Source organism: Streptomyces sp. NPDC087422, from assembly GCF_044744145.1.
Classification (GTDB): Bacteria; Actinomycetota; Actinomycetes; order Streptomycetales; family Streptomycetaceae; genus Actinacidiphila.
Genome location: NZ_JBIUXT010000010.1, coordinates 144,373 through 161,512 on the forward strand (window position 1 = coordinate 144,373; position 17,140 = coordinate 161,512).

Sequence of the window (17,140 nt, forward strand, 5' to 3'; positions counted from 1 at the left end):
ACCCTTCACCGCGCACCGCGCATCCTTCACCGCCCGCCCCCCACCCCGCTCCTCTCACCACGCCCCGAAACGGGAGAGCTCCATGCCTTCTTCTGTCATGCCCATGCCCAGAAATGCCCGGGGCGCCGACCCGCGCCCGCCCGCCGTCTCCACCGCCGACCTGCGCAAGTCCTACGGCGACAAGACCGTCCTCGACGGCATCGACCTGCGCATCCCGGCGGGCACCGTCTTCGCGCTGCTCGGCCCCAACGGCGCGGGCAAGACCACCACCGTGCAGATCCTGTCCACCCTCATCTCCGCCGACGGCGGCCACGCCCAGGTCGCGGGCCACGACGTGGCCGGCTCACCGGACGGCGTCCGCGCCGCGATCGGCGTCACCGGACAGTTCGCCGCGCTCGACAACCTGCTCACCGCCGAGGAGAACCTGCTCCTCATGGCCGACCTGCTGCACCTCGGCAAGGCCGAAGGGCGGGCGCGGGCCCAGGAGTTGCTGGCCCGCTTCGACATCGCCGACGTCGCCAAGCAGCGCGCCGCGCTCTTCTCCGGCGGTATGCGGCGCCGCCTGGACCTGGCCATGACGCTGGTCGGCGACCCGAAGGTGATCTTCCTGGACGAGCCGACGACCGGCCTCGACCCGCGCAGCCGCCGCACGATGTGGGACACCGTGCGGTCACTGGTCGCGAGCGGCGTCACCGTCTTCCTCACCACGCAGTACCTGGAGGAGGCCGACCAGTTGGCCGACCGTGTCGCCGTGCTCGACGGCGGCCGGATCGTCGCCGAGGGCACCGCCGACGAGCTGAAGGCGCGTATCCCCGGCAGCCACGTACGCCTGCGGTTCACCGACCCCGAGCAGTACGAACGGGCCGCCGCCGCCGTCCCCGGCGCGGTCCGCGACGACGGGGAGCTGGCCCTGCGCGTGGCGGGCGACGCCGGACTCGACGCGCTGCGCTCGCTGCTCGACCGGCTCGACGCCGCCGGCGTGCGTACCGCCGACTTCTCCGTGCACACCCCCGACCTGGACGACGTCTTCCTCGCCCTGACCGGCGACGGTTCCGCCCCTCACCCCAAGGAGACCTCGCGATGAGCAGCACCCTCACCTACGCCGTGCGCGACTCGACGACGATGCTGCGGCGCAATCTGAAGCACGCGATCCGCTACCCGGCGGTCGGCTTCGGCACGGCCGCGATGCCCATCCTCATGCTGCTGCTGTTCGTGTACGCCTTCGGCGGGTCGATCGGCGCCGGACTCGGGGCGGGCGGCGGCCGGAGCGTGTACCTGGAGTATCTGACGCCCGGCATCCTGATCATGGCGGTGGCCGCCGGGGCCATGTCCACGTCGATCGCGGTCTGCACCGACATGACCGAGGGCATCATCAACCGCTTCCGCACGATGAACATCTCGCGGGCCTCGTTCATGACCGGCCATGTCGTCGGCAGCGTCATCCAGACCATGACCAGCCTCGTGCTGGTCATGGGCGTGGCGCTCGCGGTCGGCTTCCGGCCCGACGCGAGCCCGCTGGAGTGGCTGGCGGCGGCCGGGCTGCTCGCCGCCGTCGCCTTCGCGGTGACCTGGCTGTCGGCGGCGCTCGGCCTGATCTCCAAGACGGTCGAGTCGGCGAGCAACAAGCCGCTGCTCGTCCAGTTCCTGCCGTTCCTGGGCTCGGCCTTCGTACCGGCCGACTCGATGTCCCCCGGTCTGCGCTGGTTCGCCGAGTACCAGCCGTTCACGCCGATGACCGAGACCCTGCGCGGGCTGCTGACCGGCTCGGCGATCGGCCACGACGCCTGGATCTCGCTCGCCTGGTGCGCCGGTATCGGCCTGGCCGGGTACCTCTGGTCGCGCTCGCTGTTCAACAGCGGGACCACGCGGTGAGCACGGGAGAGACGGACGAGGGCGGGGCGCGCACCGATGAGGGTGCGCGCCCCGCCCTTGTGCGGTCCCGTGCCTCAGCCGACGACGGTCCAGGTGTCCCGCCCGGTCAGCAGCCCGGCGAGGTCGCCCTTGCCCTGCTGCACCACGGCCTTTTCGAGCTGGTCCGACATCTCCGTGTCGTACACCGGGCGCGTCACGTCCCGCAGCACACCGATCGGCGTGTGGTGGAGCGTGTCGGCGTCCGCCAGCCGCGACAGCGCGAAAGCGGTCGTCGGGGACTGGGTGTGCGCGTCGTGGACGAGCACTCCCGCGCTGCCCTCCACGGTCACGTCGATCACCTTCAGGTCACCGGTCGCCGGGTCGCGTACGACGCCCTTCGAACCGAGACCGTCCTCGGCGGGGGCGCCGAAGCGGATCGGCTGCCCCTGCTCCAGCCGGATCACGGCGTCCTGCGCGGTCTCGCGCTCCTTCAGGACGTCGAAGGCGCCGTCGTTGAAGATGTTGCAGTTCTGGTAGATCTCCACCAGCGCCGTGCCCTCGTGCTCGGCCGCCGCCCGCAGCACCGACTGGAGGTGCTTGCGGTCGGAGTCGATCGTGCGGGCCACGAAGGACGCCTCGGCGCCGATCGCCAGCGACACCGGGTTGAAGGGCGCGTCCAGCGAACCCATCGGCGTCGACTTGGTGATCTTGCCGACCTCGGAGGTGGGGCTGTACTGACCCTTGGTGAGCCCGTAGATCCGGTTGTTGAACAGCAGGATCTTCAGGTTCACATTGCGCCGCAGCGCGTGGATCAAGTGATTGCCGCCGATGGAGAGCGCGTCGCCGTCACCGGTGACGACCCACACGCTCAGGTCGCGGCGCGAGGCGGCGAGCCCCGTCGCGATGGCCGGGGCGCGGCCGTGGATGGAGTGCATGCCGTAGGTGTTCATGTAGTACGGGAAGCGGGACGAGCACCCGATCCCGGACACGAACACCACGTTCTCGCGGGCCAGGCCCAGCTCCGGCATGAAGGACTGGACGGCGGCCAGGATCGCGTAGTCCCCGCAGCCCGGGCACCAGCGCACCTCCTGGTCCGACTTGAAGTCCTTCATGGACTGCTTCGCCTCGGCCTTGGGCACCAGCGACAGCGCCTCAATCATTCGCACTCTCCTCCACGAGGGCCTTCGCGAGCTGTTCCGACTTGAACGGCAACCCGGTGACCTGCGTGTACGAACGGGCGTCGACCAGATACTTGGCGCGCAGCAGGTGGGCGAGCTGGCCGAGGTTCATCTCGGGCACCACGACCTTGTCGTACGCCCGCAGGACCTCACCGAGGTTGGCCGGGAAGGGGTTGAGATGGCGCAGATGGGCCTGCGCGATCGTGCCGCCCTCACGCCGGATGCGGCGCACGGCCGCGGTGATCGGCCCGTACGTCGAACCCCAGCCGATGACCAGGGTCCGCGCGGCGCCCTCCGGGTCGTCCACGATCAGGTCGGGCACCTTGATGCCGTCGACCTTGGCCTGCCGGGTGCGGGTCATGAAGTCGTGGTTGGCCGGGTCGTACGAGATGTTGCCGGTGCCGTCCTGCTTCTCGATGCCGCCGATGCGGTGTTCGAGGCCGGGCGTGCCGGGCACCGCCCACGGGCGGGCCAGCGTCTCCGGGTCGCGCAGATACGGCCAGAAGTCCTCGGTGCCGTCCTCGGCCGTGTGGTTGGGCCCGGTCGCGAACTGCACCCGCAGGTCGGGCAGATCCTGGACGTCGGGGACCCGCCACGGCTCCGAGCCGTTGGCGAGATAGCCGTCGGAGAGCAGGAAGACCGGGGTGCGGTACGTGACCGCGATCCTGGCCGCCTCCAGCGCCGCGTCGAAGCAGTCCGCCGGGGTGCTGGGCGCCACGATCGGCACCGGCGCCTCGCCGTTGCGCCCGTACATCGCCTGGAGCAGGTCGGACTGCTCGGTCTTGGTGGGCAGCCCGGTCGAGGGGCCGCCGCGCTGGATGTCGATGATCAGCAGCGGCAGCTCCAGGCTGACGGCGAGCCCGATCGTCTCCGACTTCAGCGCCACACCGGGACCCGAGGTGGTGGTGAGGGCCAGCGACCCGCCGAAGGACGCGCCGAGCGCCGCGCCGATCGCGGCGATCTCGTCCTCGGCCTGGAAGGTGCGCACGCCGAAATTCTTGTGCTTGGACAGCTCGTGCAGGATGTCGGACGCCGGGGTGATCGGGTACGAGCCGAGGAAGAGCGGCAGTTCGCTCTGCCTGCTCGCGGCGATCAGGCCGTACGACAGCGCCAGATTCCCGGAGATGTTGCGGTAGGTGCCCGCGGGGAAGGCGCTGGAGGCGGGCTGCACCTCGTAGTTGACCGCGAAGTCCTCGGTGGTCTCGCCGAAGTTCCAGCCCGCGCGGAAGGCCGTGACATTGGCCTCCGCGATGTCCGGCTTCTTGGCGAACTTCCTGCGGAGGAAGGACTCGGTGCCCTCGGTCGGCCGGTGGTACATCCACGACAGCAGGCCGAGCGCGAACATGTTCTTCGCCCGTTCGGCGTCCTTGCGCGCCAGGCCGCTGTCCTTGAGCGCCTCGACGGTGAGCGTCGTCAGCGGCACCGGGTGGATCGCGTACGCCTCCAGGGACCCGTCGTCCAACGGGTTGGCGGCGTATCCGACCTTCGCCATCGCGCGCTTGGTGAACTCGTCGGTGTTGACGATGATCTCGGCGCCGCGCGGCAGGTCGGCGACGTTCGCCTTCAGCGCGGCCGGGTTCATCGCGACCAGCACGTCGGGCGCGTCGCCGGGCGTGAGGATGTCGTGGTCAGCGAAGTGGAGCTGGAACGACGACACGCCCGGCAGGGTGCCTGCGGGGGCCCGGATCTCGGCCGGGAAGTTCGGCAGCGTCGAGAGATCGTTCCCGAAGGACGCGGTCTCCGAGGTGAAACGGTCCCCGGTGAGCTGCATTCCGTCCCCGGAGTCACCGGCGAACCGGATGATCACCCGGTCGAGGCGTTTCGTCTCTTTCGCCGGTTTGCGCTGTTCGCCCAGGACATCGCCGATCACCGGCGGATGCGCGGGCTGCTCCGTGGGCACGGGGCTGCTGCTGCTGACCTGGCTGGTCACTGAAACGGACCTCCCTAGAGGCGGCGGCTCACCGGTCATCGTACGTCGGTAAGGGTCGCCTTCCCCGTACGTCCCGGAATGTGGATGCGGGAGCGCGGCCCCGACCTGCGGACTGCCGGACATGTGTGTGGCATGTGCAGGTAACGGCGCGGTGCCCGTGAGGCCCGCGCCGTCAGGCGTCTGCTGTGAGACAGAGTGTCAACAGATCAGGAGTTCAGATAGGTGAGCACCGCCAGGACACGACGGTGATCCCCGTCACTCGGCGCCAGGCCCAGCTTCAGGAAGATGTTGCTGACGTGCTTCTCCACCGCGCCGTCGCTCACCACGAGCTGTTTGGCCACCGCCGAATTCGTCCGGCCCTCCGCCATCAGCCCCAGCACCTCGCGCTCGCGCGGCGTCAGCCCCGCCAGCACGTCCTGCTTGCGGCTGCGGCCCAGGAGCTGCGCGACCACCTCGGGGTCCAGCGCCGTGCCGCCCTCGGCGACCCGCACCACCGCGTCCACGAACTCGCGGACCTCGGCCACCCGGTCCTTGAGCAGATACCCCACCCCGCGGCTGCTGCCCGCCAGCAGCTCGGTCGCGTACTGCTCCTCCACGTACTGCGACAGCACCAGCACGCCCACGCCGGGGTGGTCCCGGCGCAGCTGCACCGCCGCCCGCACCCCCTCGTCGGTGTGCGTCGGCGGCATCCGTACGTCCGCCACCACCACGTCGGGGGCCGCGCCCTCGTCCGCCAGCTCCCGTACGACCTTGATCAGCGCCTCGGCGTCACCGACGCCGGCCACCACATCGTGACCGCGATCGGTCAGCAATCGGGTCAGTCCCTCCCGAAGCAGCACCGAATCCTCGGCGATGACCACCCGCACCCTGTCCTCCACCCGTTCCAGCCCCCCACATCCGACCCTGTCTTCCCCAGCATCCCAGCAACGACGCGCTGATGGGGAATACGGTTCCGGTGGGCAAGGTTGCGCCCGGAAGGTCGGCGGGGGTCGCGCGTCAGCGGCTCACAGGCAAGAGGAGAGCGTGTGCGCGCGGTCGGATTCGACGTCAACGGTGGCCCGGAAGTGCTCCGGCCGGTGGAAATCCCCGTCCCGGAACCGGGCCCCGGGCAGGTGCTGATCCAGGTCGCGTACGCGGGCGTCAACCACGGCGAGGTGCTGCACCGGCTCGGCGACTACGGTCCGCCGGACGGGATCGCCGTGCCCGGCCTCGAGGTCTCCGGCGAGATCGCCGCACTCGGCGCGGGCGTCACCGGGCTCGCCGTCGGCGACCCCGTCGCCGCCTATCTGCCCGACGGCGGCGGATACGCCGAGTACGCGGTCGCGCCCGCCGACTTCGCCTTCCCGCTCGACGGGATCTCCCTCCGGGACGGGGGCGGGGCGGCGCTCGTCCTCACCACCGCGTACGGGGTGCTCGCCGGGGCCGCGCGGCTCACCGCGGGGGACACCGTCCTCATCCACGCCGCCGCGGGCGGGGTCGGCTCGGTCGCCGCGCAGATCGCCCGCGCGCTGGGGGCCGCCGCCGTGTACGGGACGGTCCGCACGGCCGAGAAGGCCGAGTACGCGAAACGTTTCGGCTACGACGCGGTGCTGCTGCGCGAGACCTTCGCCGAGGAGCTGGCCGCCGCCCGCACCGAGATCGACGTGCTGCTCGACCCCATCGGCGGGGGGACGCGGCTGGCCGGGCTCTCCCTTCTGGCCCCCTTCGGCCGTCTGGTCGCCTACGGCGAGGCCGCCCGGCAGCCCGACCTCACGCTGCCCGTGCTCCCCTTCTCCGAGCGCAACCGCGCTCTCACCGGCTACTCCATCCACGACCTCGCGCTCCGCGCCCCGGCCGTTCTGCGCGGCCACGCCCTCGCCGCCCTCTCCCTCCTGGCCTCCGGAGCCATTCGGCTCGACATCACCGCCGAGTTGTCGCTTGCCGCGGCCTTCCAAGCCCATCAGGCCCTCCAGGCCGGCACCAACCGCGGCAAAGTCCTCCTCACCCTGACCTAGCCGCCCCTGCCGGGCGGACGCCGATCTCTGCGGTTCCTTTGCCGGGGGCGCGGGGGACTGCGCGCTCAGCCCGCGTGGTGGTGCGCCTTTGAGAACCGGCTCCGGTGGGGCGGATGCGGTTGTTTTCGGGCTGAAGGCCCGGTGGGGGCGGGCGGCGCAGTTCCCCGCGCCCCTGAAAAGATCGGCGGACCGCCTCTTGGAGGGGCGAGCCGTTTTGGGCGGGGCGCGGGGAGGGGTAAGGGGACCGGCCCGGAGGGGTTAGACGCGCCAGGGGAGTTCGGTGGTGATGTGGGTGGGGCCACCGGGCGGCGAGGCCACGGCGAGGACACCGTCGACGGAGTCGAGCCGCTCGGCGAGCCCGGCGAGCCCGGACCCACCGGACACGGCGGCGCCCCCGCGCCCGTTGTCGGACACCTGCATCATGAGCCGGTCGCCGACCCGCCACACCTCCACGGTCGCGCGCGAAGCGCCACTGTGCTTGCTGACGTTCTGCAGCAGCTCGGACACCGTGAAGTAGGCGATGCCCTCAATGGCCGGCACCGGCCGCGCCGGCAAATCGACGGTCACGGCGACCGGCACGGTGCAGCGCGACGCGACCGACGACAGGGCCGCGTCCAGCCCGCGGTCGGTGAGGATCGCCGGGTGGATGCCCCGCGCCAGATCCCGCAGCTCCTGAAGCGCGATCTTCACCTCCCCGTGCGCCTCCTCGACCATCACGGCCCCGGCCGACGGATCTTCGAGCAGCTTCTCCTTGGCCAGGCCCAGGTCCATCGCCAGCGCCACCAGCCGCGCCTGCGCGCCGTCGTGCAGGTCGCGCTCGATGCGCCGCAGGTCCGCCGCCGCCGTGTCGACCACGACCCCGCGGTCCGACTCCAGCTCGGTGACCCGCTCCGCCAGCCGCGAAGGCCCGAGCAGACCGCTCACCAGAATCCGGTCCACGTGCGCCATGCCCCGGTAGACCCACGGGCTGCTCAGCACGAGCGCGCCGCCGACCACGACGCACAGCAGCATGTCGGCCGGGGTGTGCAGCCACCAGCCGTGCCCGTGCCCGTCGCCGTACATCTGGAGGCCGTCCTGCCCGAAGTAGACCGGGAAGACCCAGCGCCACAGCGGATACGTCAACAGGCCCCAGCCGTACGTGAAGAAGCTGATGGCGACGGAGAAGGTGAAGATCCCCCACGGGAAGTGGACCAGGGTGTAGGCGGCGTGCCGCCAGTTGACGCCGCTGCCGAGCTGCGCACCGAGCCGGGACAGGAAGCCGCCGTTCCTGCCGCGCACCGGCCGCGGGTCCTCCACGTCCAGCCAGAGCAGCGACCGCGCGCGGGCCCGCTCCACGGCGCCGATCGCGCGGCAGCCGCCGAGCGCGAGCACGAGCACCGGCAGCCCGATGAAGGTGACCACCAGCCCGGCGCCGAGCGAGAACATCGTCACGGTCCAGACGAAGCCGATGATGCACATCGGCAGATTGAGCAGCAGGTAGGCGAACTCGCGCCAGGCGCGTGCCTCGACCGGCGCGCGCAGCGCCGTCGGCAGGCGGTGCTCGCGCTCGCGCTCGTGCGCGCGCTCGGCGGGCGGGAAGCCGTAAGCCATGGTCGGTCCGTCCTCTCTGCTTTTCTCCGTGACTCCATGCTGGCCGGTGCGTGCACCCATCCCCATGGTGCGGATCGGCGTCTTGGGGGTGGGGCTAGCCCTACCGCCCCGGCTTCCGCGCTCAGCGCCCCGCCCGGTACTTGACTCCGCTCAGCGCCTGGCCGCGCTCAGCGCCCCGCTCGGTGCTTGACTCCGCTCAGCGCCTGGCTCCGCTCAACGCCTGGCCCCGGCCTTGCGGAACTCCCGGTCGCGCCACGGCAGTTCGGCCGTGACCACGGTCGGCCCCGCCTCCGGTGAGCTGACCACGAAGAGCCCGTCCACCGACCGCAGCCGTTCGCCGAGCCCGGCCAGACCCGTACCGCCCGACACGTCCGCGCCGCCGCGCCCGTCGTCCCGTACCTGCACCATCAGCCGGTCGTCGGCGCGCCACACGTCCACCGAGGCGTGCCGTGCCCTGCTGTGCTTGCTGACGTTCTGCAACAGCTCGGAGACCGTGAAGTACGCGATCCCCTCGATCGCCTCCGCGGGCCGCGCGGGCAGGTCCACGGTCACCGCGACCGGCACGGTGCAGCGCGACGCGACCGACGACAGGGCCGCGTCCAGGCCGCGGTCGGTGAGGATCGCCGGATGGATGCCGCGCGCCAGATCCCGCAGCTCCTGAAGGGCCACCTTCACCTCGCCGTGCGCCTCGCCCACCATCTTGGCCGCCGCCTCCGGGTCCTCCAGCAGCTTCTCCTTGGCCAGGCCGAGGTCCATCGCCAGCGCCACCAGCCGCGCCTGCGCGCCGTCGTGCAGGTCGCGCTCGATGCGCCGCAGGTCCGCCGCCGCCGTGTCGACCACGACCCCGCGGTCCGACTCCAGCTCCTCGATCCGCCGCTCCAGCTCGTCCGACGGCTGGAGCAGCCCGCGGACCATCGCCCGGTCGACCATCGTCAGCCCGCGCGCCAGGAACGGCAGCACCGGCCACAGCACGAACAGCGAGACCAGCGTCAAGGTGAAGGTGAGGATGCCCCACGGCAGCCGGATGCCGTAATAGAGGGCGTGCCGCCACGCCACCGGGTCCTTCAGCGACGCCCACAGCCACGGCAGGAAACCGAAGGTGCCCCGCTTCAGCGGGCGCGGCTCGTCGATGTGCACGCCCAGCAGGTCGCGCGCCCGGCTCCGCTCCACCCGCCCCAGCAAACGGCACCCGGCGAGTCCGTACGCCAGCAGGGGCAACCCGATCACCGTCACCGACAGGCCGAGGCCCACCGTCACGACCGTCACGACGTAGACGAAGCCGATGATCGACACCGGCAGATTCAGCAGCAGATACCCAATCTCCCGCCACGTCACGCGGTCGTACGCGAAGCGCACGGGTGGCAGCGGGGCGGGGGCGGCGGGCTGACGGGACGCGGGCGAGGTGTTCATGAGTCCAGCCTGCCGGGGAAGCGGCGGGGCGCGCCATGGGGTGCGTAGGTCAGGCGGCGGTGGGGTTATCCCCCGGTACGGGCGAGGGCGTGCGACGGGGCCGCCGCCGATGCGCGCACCGGTGCCCGCACGGGGGGCGTGCGCCTGTGAGGCCAGGGCCTAGACTCCCTCCCGTATAGATCGTCTAAAGAGATCCACAAGGATCGCTGGACACCACCGGTCAACGAGTGAACGAGGGGCGGACGGACGTGGACTACTTCCACGGCTACTCGGTCGTCGGCCTGGTCGCGGTCGTCGGTGTGCTCTTCGTGACCGTCGCCTTCGCGTCCGGCCGCCTGCTGCGGCCCGTCGTGCCGACGCGCGAGAAGATGCTCACGTACGAGTGCGGGGTCGACCCGGTCGGCGAGGGCTGGGCGCACACCCAGGTCAAGTACTACGTGTACTCCTTCCTCTACGTCATCTTCGCGGTCGACGCGATCTTCCTGTTCCCGTGGGCCACGGTCTTCGCCGCGCCCGGCTTCGGCGCGACGACGCTGGTGGAGATGTTCGTCTTCATCGGCTTCCTCGCGATCGGGCTGCTCTACGCATGGAAGAAGGGCGTCCTCGAATGGACGTGAACCCGCAGGCGATTCCCGAGGCCCCTGCGCAGGACCTTCCCGAGCCGCGCCGTCTCGGCGTGCTGTCCCGGCTGGCGCCGGAGCCGATGAAGGTGGTGCTCAACTGGGGCCGCCGCTACAGCCTGTGGGTCTTCAACTTCGGCCTCGCCTGCTGCGCCATCGAGTTCATCGCCGCGTCGATGTCCCGACACGACTTCATCCGGCTGGGCGTCATCCCCTTCGCGCCGGGACCGCGCCAGGCCGACCTCATGGTCGTCTCCGGCACCGTCACCGACAAGATGGCGCCCGCCGTCAAGCGCCTGTACGAGCAGATGCCCGAGCCGAAGTACGTCATCTCCTTCGGCGCGTGCTCCAACTGCGGCGGCCCCTACTGGGACTCGTACTCCGTCACCAAGGGCGTCGACCAGATCATCCCCGTCGACGTCTATGTGCCCGGCTGCCCGCCGCGCCCCGAAGCGCTCCTCCAGGGCATCCTCAAGCTCCAGGAGAAGATCGCGCGCGAGTCGCTGGCGGAGCGGTACGGCTCCGCCGCGGGCCCGCGCCCGTCCGTCGCCGCCTTGACGAGCGGCCTCGTCACTCCGCCGGAGGGGCCGAGGTGACCGGTTGGCTGCCGCGGGAGGCCGCGGAGATCTTCGGCGAGGGCGCCGTCGCGCAGGAGGCGTACGACCTCCTGACCGTCGATGTGCCGGCCGGTGAGTGGGTCGCCTCGCTCACGGCCGCGCGGGACGCCCTCGGCTGCACGTACTTCGACTGGCTGAGCGCCGTCGACGAGCCCGGCACCGGCTTCCGGGTCTGCGCGCACGTCGTCGCGCTGGACGGCGGCGTCCGGCGGCTGCTGCTGCGGACGACCGTGCCGCACGACGCGCCCGTCCTCGCCACCGCCACCGGCGTCTACGCGGGCGCGGCGTGGCACGAACGCGAGACCCACGAGATGTTCGGCGTCGACTTCACCGGGCACCCGGGCCTCGCGCCGCTCCTGCTCCCCGACGAGTTCGAGGGGCACCCCCTCCGCAAGGACTTCGTCCTCGCCGCCCGCGTCGCCAAGGCGTGGCCCGGTGCCAAGGAGCCCGGCGAGTCCCACGACGGCGGCCCCAAGCGCCGCCAGATGCAGCCCCCCGGCGTCCCCGATCCCAACGACTGGGGCCCCCAAAAAGGCCAACTCCCCCCGCCCCCCGCCCGCCCCGCCCGCGGCCCCCGCCCAACGGCCCCCCCGGCCGACCGCCCGGCGCGTACAACCCCGTCGGCCGACCGCCCGGCCCGCCGCACCCGCAGCGTGACCGAAGGCTCCACCAGCCAAACCCCTGCCGGTAGCCCCGCCAACCAACCCCCTGCCGGGGCCCCCTCCGGCGACACCCCCGCGCCCCCACGCAAGCGCGTCCCCGACGCCCCATGGGAACAACCCCCGGGCGCCACCCCCGCGGGGCGCGGCGACGCTGCGCCGACCAAGAAGCCCACCGCAAGCGAACCGCCCGCCCCAGGCGGCACCTCCGCCGTTGGCGGCGAGCCCGCGCAGTCGGCGAAGCCTGCCGCTGGCGGCAGCTCCGCTGCGGGTAGCGAGCCCGCGTCGTCTGAGACGCCCGCTGCAAGCGAGAAGCCCGCCGCAGGCGAATCGCCTGCCGCAGGCGAGAGGCCCACCGCAGGTGGCACCCCCGCTCGGGGTGGTGAGCCTGCGTCGTCCGACGAGGCCGCCGCAGGCGAATCGCCCGCTGCAAGCGAGACGCCCGCCGGAAGCGAACCGCCCGTCGTAGGCGAGAAGCCCGCCGCAGGTGGCACTCCCGGCCGGGGTGGGGGGTCCGCGTCGTCTGATGAGCGCGCCGCAGGCGAAGACGGTGGGCGGGGAGGTGAGGGGCGTGGGTGACGTAGTGGACGTCGGGCTGCGGCTTGTGGGCGTGCTCGTTGTGTTCCTGGTGTTTCCGCTGGTGGTGGGGCAGGCGGAGCACAAGGTGATGGCGCATATGCAGGGCCGATTGGGGCCGATGTATGCGGGCGGGTTCCACGGGTGGGCCCAACTGGTGGCGGACGGAGTGAAGTTCGCGCAGAAGGAAGACGTGGTTCCGGCCGACGCGGACCGGCGGATCTTCCAACTCGCCCCCGCCGTCGCGCTCCTGCCCTACCTCGTCGTGCTGATCGCGATCCCGGTGGGACCGCACGGCTTCGTCGGCCAGGCGCTGGACGCGGGCCTGATCTTCGTCCTGGCCATGATGGGCATCGGCGTGCTCGGCTCGCTGATGGCGGGCTGGGCGTCGGCGAACAAGTTCTCCCTGCTCGGCGGCCTGCGCACGGCGGCGCAACTGATGGCGTACGAACTGCCGATGCTGCTCACCGCCGCGTCGGTCGCGATGGCGGCGGGCACGCTGTCACTGCCGGGCATCGTGGGGGAGTACCACTGGTGGTGGACCCCCTGGCAGCTCATCGGCGGCCTCGTGTTCTTCACGGCGGGCCTCGCCGAGCTGCAACGGCCCCCGTTCGACATGCCGGTGGCCGACTCCGAGATCATCTTCGGCGCGTACACCGAATACACCGGCCTGCGCTTCGCCCTGTTCCTGCTCGCCGAGTACGCGGGCATCGTCGTGCTGTGCGCCCTGACCACGGTGCTGTTCCTCGGCGGCTGGCACGGCCCCTGGTCCGGCAGCGTCGGCTGGCTGTGGACGCTGGTCAAGACCGGCCTGCTGGCCTTCGTCGTGATCTGGCTGCGGGTCAGCTACCCGCGCCTTCGCGAGGACCAGCTCCAGAAACTCGCCTGGACCGTACTCATCCCGCTCGCCCTCGCCCAGATCGCCCTGACCGGCGTCGTCAAGGTGGTGATCTCCTAGCATGGCCATCCCCGGAACCGGCCTCGCCAAGGGCCTGGCCGTCACCCTGCGGACGATGACGAAGCGTTCCGTCACCGACCAGTACCCGGACGCGCTGCCCGCACTCCCGCCGCGCTCGCGCGGTGTGATCGCGCTGTTTGAGGAGAACTGCACGGTCTGCATGCTGTGCGCCCGCGAGTGCCCCGACTGGTGCATCTACATCGACTCCCACAAGGAGACGGCACCGGCCGCCGCCCCCGGCGGGCGCGAGCGCAGCCGCAATGTGCTGGACCGCTTCGCCATCGACTTCTCGCTGTGCATGTACTGCGGCATCTGCATCGAGGTGTGCCCCTTCGACGCGCTGTTCTGGTCGCCGGAGTTCGAGTACGCCGAGACCGACATCCTCGAACTCACCCACGAGCGCGACAAGCTGCGCGACTGGATGTGGACGGTGCCCGCGCCTCCCGCGCTCGACCCGGCCGCCGAGGAACCCAAGGAGATCGCCGCCGCCCGCAAGGCCGCCGACAAGCTCATCGCTGCCCAGGCCCAGGCCCAGGCCCAGGCCCAGGCAGAAGCCCAGGCCCAGGCGGAGGCGCAGGCCCAAACAGGGGCCCAGCCGCAGGCCCCGACGGCGACCGACCCGGCGACCGACCCGGCGACCGAAGGACCCTCCGCGCCGGGGGAGGGCGACTCGTGATCGTCCACGAAACCATCCACAGCCAGGGCGGCTTCCTCTCGCCCACCGGCGTCGAGATCGCCTTCCTCCTCATCGGCCTCGTCACTCTCGGCGCGGCCGTCCTGACCGTCACCACCCGGCAGCTCGTGCACGCGGCCCTGTGGCTGGTCGTCGCCCTCGGCGGCCTCGCCGTCGAATACCTGCTGCTCACGGCCGAGTTCATCGCCTGGGTACAGGTGCTGATCTACGTCGGCTCCGTCGTCGTCCTCCTGCTGTTCGGACTGATGCTGACCAGAGCGCCCATCGGCCGCTCGCCGGACGCCGACTCCGAGAACCGCTGGGTCGCCCTCGGGGTCGCCGTCGCCGCCGCGGTCACCCTGGTGTGGGTGGTCGTGGACGCCTTCCGCTCGACCTGGATCGACCTGCACGGCGTGGTCCAGGGCTCCTCGCACGCCACCGGGCAGACCCTGTTCCGCTTCTGGGTGCTGCCCTTCGAGGCGCTGTCGGTGCTGCTGCTCGCCGCCCTCGTCGGCGCGATCGTCCTCTCCCGCCGCGAGACCGCCGAGGACCGCGCGGGCACCGGGACCGCGAAGGACATCGGGACCGCTAAGGGCGCCGGGACCGGCACGGGCGGCCGCACCCCCACCGGCACCCCCACCGGCACCCCCACCGGCCAGGGCAAGGAGAACTGATGCACCTCGTCTACCCGGCCGTCCTCGCCGCCCTCCTCTTCTGCGTCGGTGTCTACGGCGTCCTCGCCCGCCGCAACGCGATCCTCGTCCTGATGTCCGTCGAGCTGATGCTCAACGCCGTCAACCTCAACCTGGTCGCCTTCGACGTGTGGCTGCGCGACACCCTCCACTCCGGCCAGGCCCTCACCCTGTTCACCATCACGATCGCCGCCGCCGAGATCGGTCTCGGCCTGGCGATCGTGCTGCTCGTGTACCGCAACCGCGGCAGCTCCGACATCGACCGGCTCACCGACCTCGCCGAGCCGCCCGAGCACGCGTCGTCCGAGCACGCGTCAGCCGAGCACGCGTCGTCCGAGCACACCGCGTCCGACCCGGACGGCACGGCCGCCGACAAGAAGGCCGAGGCCGCCGCGTGACCCTGACCGCCCTTGCCGCGCTCGTCCCCCTCCTGCCCTTCCTCGGCGCGGTCACCGGACTCCTGCTCGGCCGGCGCGCACCCGGCTTCGTACGCCCGCTGGCCGTACTGCCCACCGCCACCGCCTTCGTGCTGGCCGCGGTCGTCGCCGCCCGCCAGGGCACCGGCGCGCCGACCGACGCCGTCCACAAGCTCACCGACACCGGCTCCGCGCCCGTCTACCTCGCCCTGCACCTGGACGGCTTCGCGGTCCTGATCGCCGTCCTCGTCGGCCTCGTCGCCACCTGCGTCCAGCTCTACTCCACCGCCTATCTGCGCGACGACCCGCGCTATCCCTCGTACGCCGCCCTCGTCTCGCTGTTCACCGCCGCCATGTTCCTGGTCGTCTACTCGGGCGACCTGATGGTGCTGCTGGTCGGCTGGGAGATCATGGGCATCTGCTCGTACTTCCTGGTCGGGCACTACTGGGAGACCGAGGCCGCCAGGACGGCGTCGATCAAGGCGTTCCTGGTCACCAAGCTCGGCGACGTCCCCTTCCTCATCGGAGTGTTCGCGCTCGCCGCCGACGCCGGGACCTTCCGGATCAGCGGCATCCTCGCCGCCGCGGCGGACGGCCGGCTCCACCACCCCACGGTGATCGCGCTGCTGCTGCTCGCCGGGGTCGCGGGCAAGTCCGCGCAGTTCCCGCTGCACACCTGGCTGCCCGACGCGATGGCCGGTCCCACCCCGGTCTCCGCGCTGATCCACGCCGCCACTATGGTCGCCGCCGGCATCTATCTGGTGGCCAGGCTGCTGCCGGTGTTCACCGCGTCCGCCGCCGCGTTGGCCGTCCTCGCCGTGATGGCCGCCGTCACCATGATCGGCTCGGGGCTGGCCGCCCTCGCCCAGGACGACATCAAACGCGTCCTGGCGTACTCCACCATCGGCCAGCTGGGCTACATGGCGGGCGCCCTGGCCGTCGCCGACCGCGACGCCGCCGTCTTCCACCTCCTGTCGCACGGCGCCTTCAAGGCGCTGCTCTTCCTCGGCGCGGGCGTCGTCATCCACGCGGCGGGCACCAACTCGCTCACCGCGATGTCCCGCATGGGCTCGCTCGCCAAGCGCGTCCCCGACGCCATGTGGACGATGGGCATCGCCCTCGCCGCCCTCGCGGCCCTCCCTCCGCTGTCCGGCTTCTTCTCCAAGGAGTCCGTGCTGCGCGCCGCCGAGCACGCCTCGGCCGGGCACACCGCGCACGTCCCCTCGGCCGTCGGCTGGACCGTCTTCGTCGCGGGCCTGACCGCCGCCGTCCTGACCGCCGGATACGCCACCCGGCTGTTCCTGCTGGCTTTCCGCGGCAGCGGCCCCGAGGCCCCCGACCACGGCAGGCAGCCGGTCGTGATGACCTCCGTGCTGTGGGTGCTGGCCGTCCCCACCATCGCCTTCGGCGGCCTCGCCTACCGCGAGCTGCCCGACTGGTTCGGCGGCGCCCCGCTCGGCCCCACCCTGATCACCTCCGTCCTCGGCACCGGCCTGGCCCTGGTCGGCGTCCTGATCACCTACGGCGCCTGGAAGGCGGCCACCGCCACCCGGCTCGCCGTCCCCGTCGGAGCCGTCGTCACCGCCGACGGCGACCCCGGCGCGGAACCCGCCCTCGTCGAGGCCGAGGCCACCGCCACCCACGAGGCGATCTACGGCGACATCGCGTCCGCCGACGACCCCGGCGACCCCGGCCGTCTGCTGCTGGGCAGGCTGCACCGCCACGCGGCCCACGGCTTCCACCTCGACGCCCTCTACACCGCGCTGTTCGTCCGCCCGGTGCTGGCCGCCGCGCAACTCGTCCGCTTCCTGGACCGCGAGGTCATCGAGACCTACGTCCGCGGCGCGGGCGGCACCCCCCGGCTGCTCGGCGCGGCCGTCCGCAAGGCCCAGACCGGAAACGTCCAGACCTACCTCAGCGCGCTGCTGGCCGGTGCGGTCGTCCTCGCCGTCCTCGTCGCCGTCGGAGGCTGAGCC

The 17,140-nt window shown here is 71.9% G+C and carries 16 protein-coding genes; 11 read left to right on the forward strand and 5 right to left on the reverse strand.

The window, feature by feature from the left end:
* Window positions 1-97 precede the first annotated feature (97 nt).
* Window positions 98-1,084, forward strand: coding sequence for an ATP-binding cassette domain-containing protein (locus tag ACIO6U_RS28005; RefSeq protein WP_401723491.1), 987 nt, complete (start codon window positions 98-100; stop codon window positions 1,082-1,084).
* Entirely contained in the window at window positions 1,081-1,872 is a 792-nt protein-coding gene (locus ACIO6U_RS28010) for an ABC transporter permease (protein ID WP_355340372.1), read from the forward strand. Before ACIO6U_RS28005 ends, ACIO6U_RS28010 begins: the two co-directional genes overlap by 4 nt.
* Window positions 1,873-1,946: 74 nt before the next feature.
* On the opposite strand, the gene ACIO6U_RS28015 is transcribed toward ACIO6U_RS28010, so the two are convergent.
* The 3 genes from ACIO6U_RS28015 to ACIO6U_RS28025 all read right to left on the reverse strand — a co-directional run bounded on the left by ACIO6U_RS28015 (window position 1,947) and on the right by ACIO6U_RS28025 (window position 5,825).
* On the reverse strand, window positions 1,947-3,011 hold the full coding sequence (locus ACIO6U_RS28015) for a 2-oxoacid:ferredoxin oxidoreductase subunit beta (RefSeq protein WP_355340369.1): 1,065 nt from the start codon (window positions 3,009-3,011) through the stop codon (window positions 1,947-1,949).
* The gene (locus tag ACIO6U_RS28020; protein WP_391050402.1) at window positions 3,004-4,959 is read right to left on the reverse strand and encodes a 2-oxoacid:acceptor oxidoreductase subunit alpha; all 1,956 of its coding nucleotides are present in this window, start codon (window positions 4,957-4,959) and stop codon (window positions 3,004-3,006) included. Before ACIO6U_RS28020 ends, ACIO6U_RS28015 begins: the two co-directional genes overlap by 8 nt.
* A gap of 206 nt (window positions 4,960-5,165) precedes the next feature.
* Window positions 5,166-5,825 carry a response regulator transcription factor gene (locus tag ACIO6U_RS28025; protein WP_355340363.1) on the reverse strand — a complete coding sequence of 220 codons (660 nt, stop codon included), beginning with the start codon at window positions 5,823-5,825 and terminating at the stop codon, window positions 5,166-5,168.
* Window positions 5,826-5,984: 159 nt separating this feature from the next.
* Between ACIO6U_RS28025 and ACIO6U_RS28030 the strand changes: the two genes are divergently transcribed.
* Complete coding sequence (locus ACIO6U_RS28030; protein WP_355340360.1) at window positions 5,985-6,953, forward strand: zinc-binding dehydrogenase; 969 nt, start codon at window positions 5,985-5,987, stop codon at window positions 6,951-6,953.
* Between the two features lie 258 nt (window positions 6,954-7,211).
* On the opposite strand, the gene ACIO6U_RS28035 is transcribed toward ACIO6U_RS28030, so the two are convergent.
* Both ACIO6U_RS28035 and ACIO6U_RS28040 read right to left on the reverse strand, forming a co-directional pair.
* A complete protein-coding gene (locus ACIO6U_RS28035; RefSeq protein WP_401723299.1) occupies window positions 7,212-8,543 on the reverse strand; it encodes a sensor histidine kinase in 1,332 nt (443 codons plus the stop codon).
* A gap of 213 nt (window positions 8,544-8,756) precedes the next feature.
* Window positions 8,757-9,953 (reverse strand): sensor domain-containing protein, encoded by a 1,197-nt coding sequence (locus ACIO6U_RS28040; RefSeq protein WP_355340354.1) that lies wholly within the window; start codon window positions 9,951-9,953, stop codon window positions 8,757-8,759.
* Window positions 9,954-10,180: 227 nt separating this feature from the next.
* Between ACIO6U_RS28040 and ACIO6U_RS28045 the strand changes: the two genes are divergently transcribed.
* Genes ACIO6U_RS28045 through ACIO6U_RS28080 form a run of 8 tightly spaced genes read left to right on the forward strand, consistent with a single transcriptional unit; the run spans window position 10,181 to window position 17,137 of the window.
* Window positions 10,181-10,570, forward strand: coding sequence for an NADH-quinone oxidoreductase subunit A (locus ACIO6U_RS28045; protein WP_188283994.1), 390 nt, complete (start codon window positions 10,181-10,183; stop codon window positions 10,568-10,570).
* On the forward strand, window positions 10,561-11,169 hold the full coding sequence (locus ACIO6U_RS28050; protein ID WP_355340351.1) for an NADH-quinone oxidoreductase subunit B family protein: 609 nt from the start codon (window positions 10,561-10,563) through the stop codon (window positions 11,167-11,169). The genes ACIO6U_RS28045 and ACIO6U_RS28050 overlap by 10 nt, the downstream gene beginning before the upstream one ends.
* The gene (locus tag ACIO6U_RS28055) at window positions 11,166-12,428 is read left to right on the forward strand and encodes an NADH-quinone oxidoreductase subunit C (RefSeq protein WP_401723302.1); all 1,263 of its coding nucleotides are present in this window, start codon (window positions 11,166-11,168) and stop codon (window positions 12,426-12,428) included. Before ACIO6U_RS28050 ends, ACIO6U_RS28055 begins: the two co-directional genes overlap by 4 nt.
* Window positions 12,376-13,383: an NADH-quinone oxidoreductase subunit H gene (locus ACIO6U_RS28060; protein ID WP_401723305.1), complete on the forward strand. Its 1,008-nt coding sequence runs from the start codon at window positions 12,376-12,378 to the stop codon at window positions 13,381-13,383. Before ACIO6U_RS28055 ends, ACIO6U_RS28060 begins: the two co-directional genes overlap by 53 nt.
* Window position 13,384: 1 nt before the next feature.
* Window positions 13,385-14,059 carry a NuoI/complex I 23 kDa subunit family protein gene (locus ACIO6U_RS28065; RefSeq protein WP_401723308.1) on the forward strand — a complete coding sequence of 225 codons (675 nt, stop codon included), beginning with the start codon at window positions 13,385-13,387 and terminating at the stop codon, window positions 14,057-14,059.
* The gene (locus ACIO6U_RS28070) at window positions 14,056-14,730 is read left to right on the forward strand and encodes an NADH-quinone oxidoreductase subunit J (protein ID WP_401723311.1); all 675 of its coding nucleotides are present in this window, start codon (window positions 14,056-14,058) and stop codon (window positions 14,728-14,730) included. Before ACIO6U_RS28065 ends, ACIO6U_RS28070 begins: the two co-directional genes overlap by 4 nt.
* On the forward strand, window positions 14,730-15,146 hold the full coding sequence (gene nuoK / locus ACIO6U_RS28075; RefSeq protein ID WP_401723313.1) for an NADH-quinone oxidoreductase subunit NuoK: 417 nt from the start codon (window positions 14,730-14,732) through the stop codon (window positions 15,144-15,146). The genes ACIO6U_RS28070 and nuoK overlap by 1 nt, the downstream gene beginning before the upstream one ends.
* Window positions 15,143-17,137, forward strand: coding sequence for an NADH-quinone oxidoreductase subunit L (locus ACIO6U_RS28080; protein ID WP_355340333.1), 1,995 nt, complete (start codon window positions 15,143-15,145; stop codon window positions 17,135-17,137). Before nuoK ends, ACIO6U_RS28080 begins: the two co-directional genes overlap by 4 nt.
* Window positions 17,138-17,140: the final 3 nt, after the last annotated feature.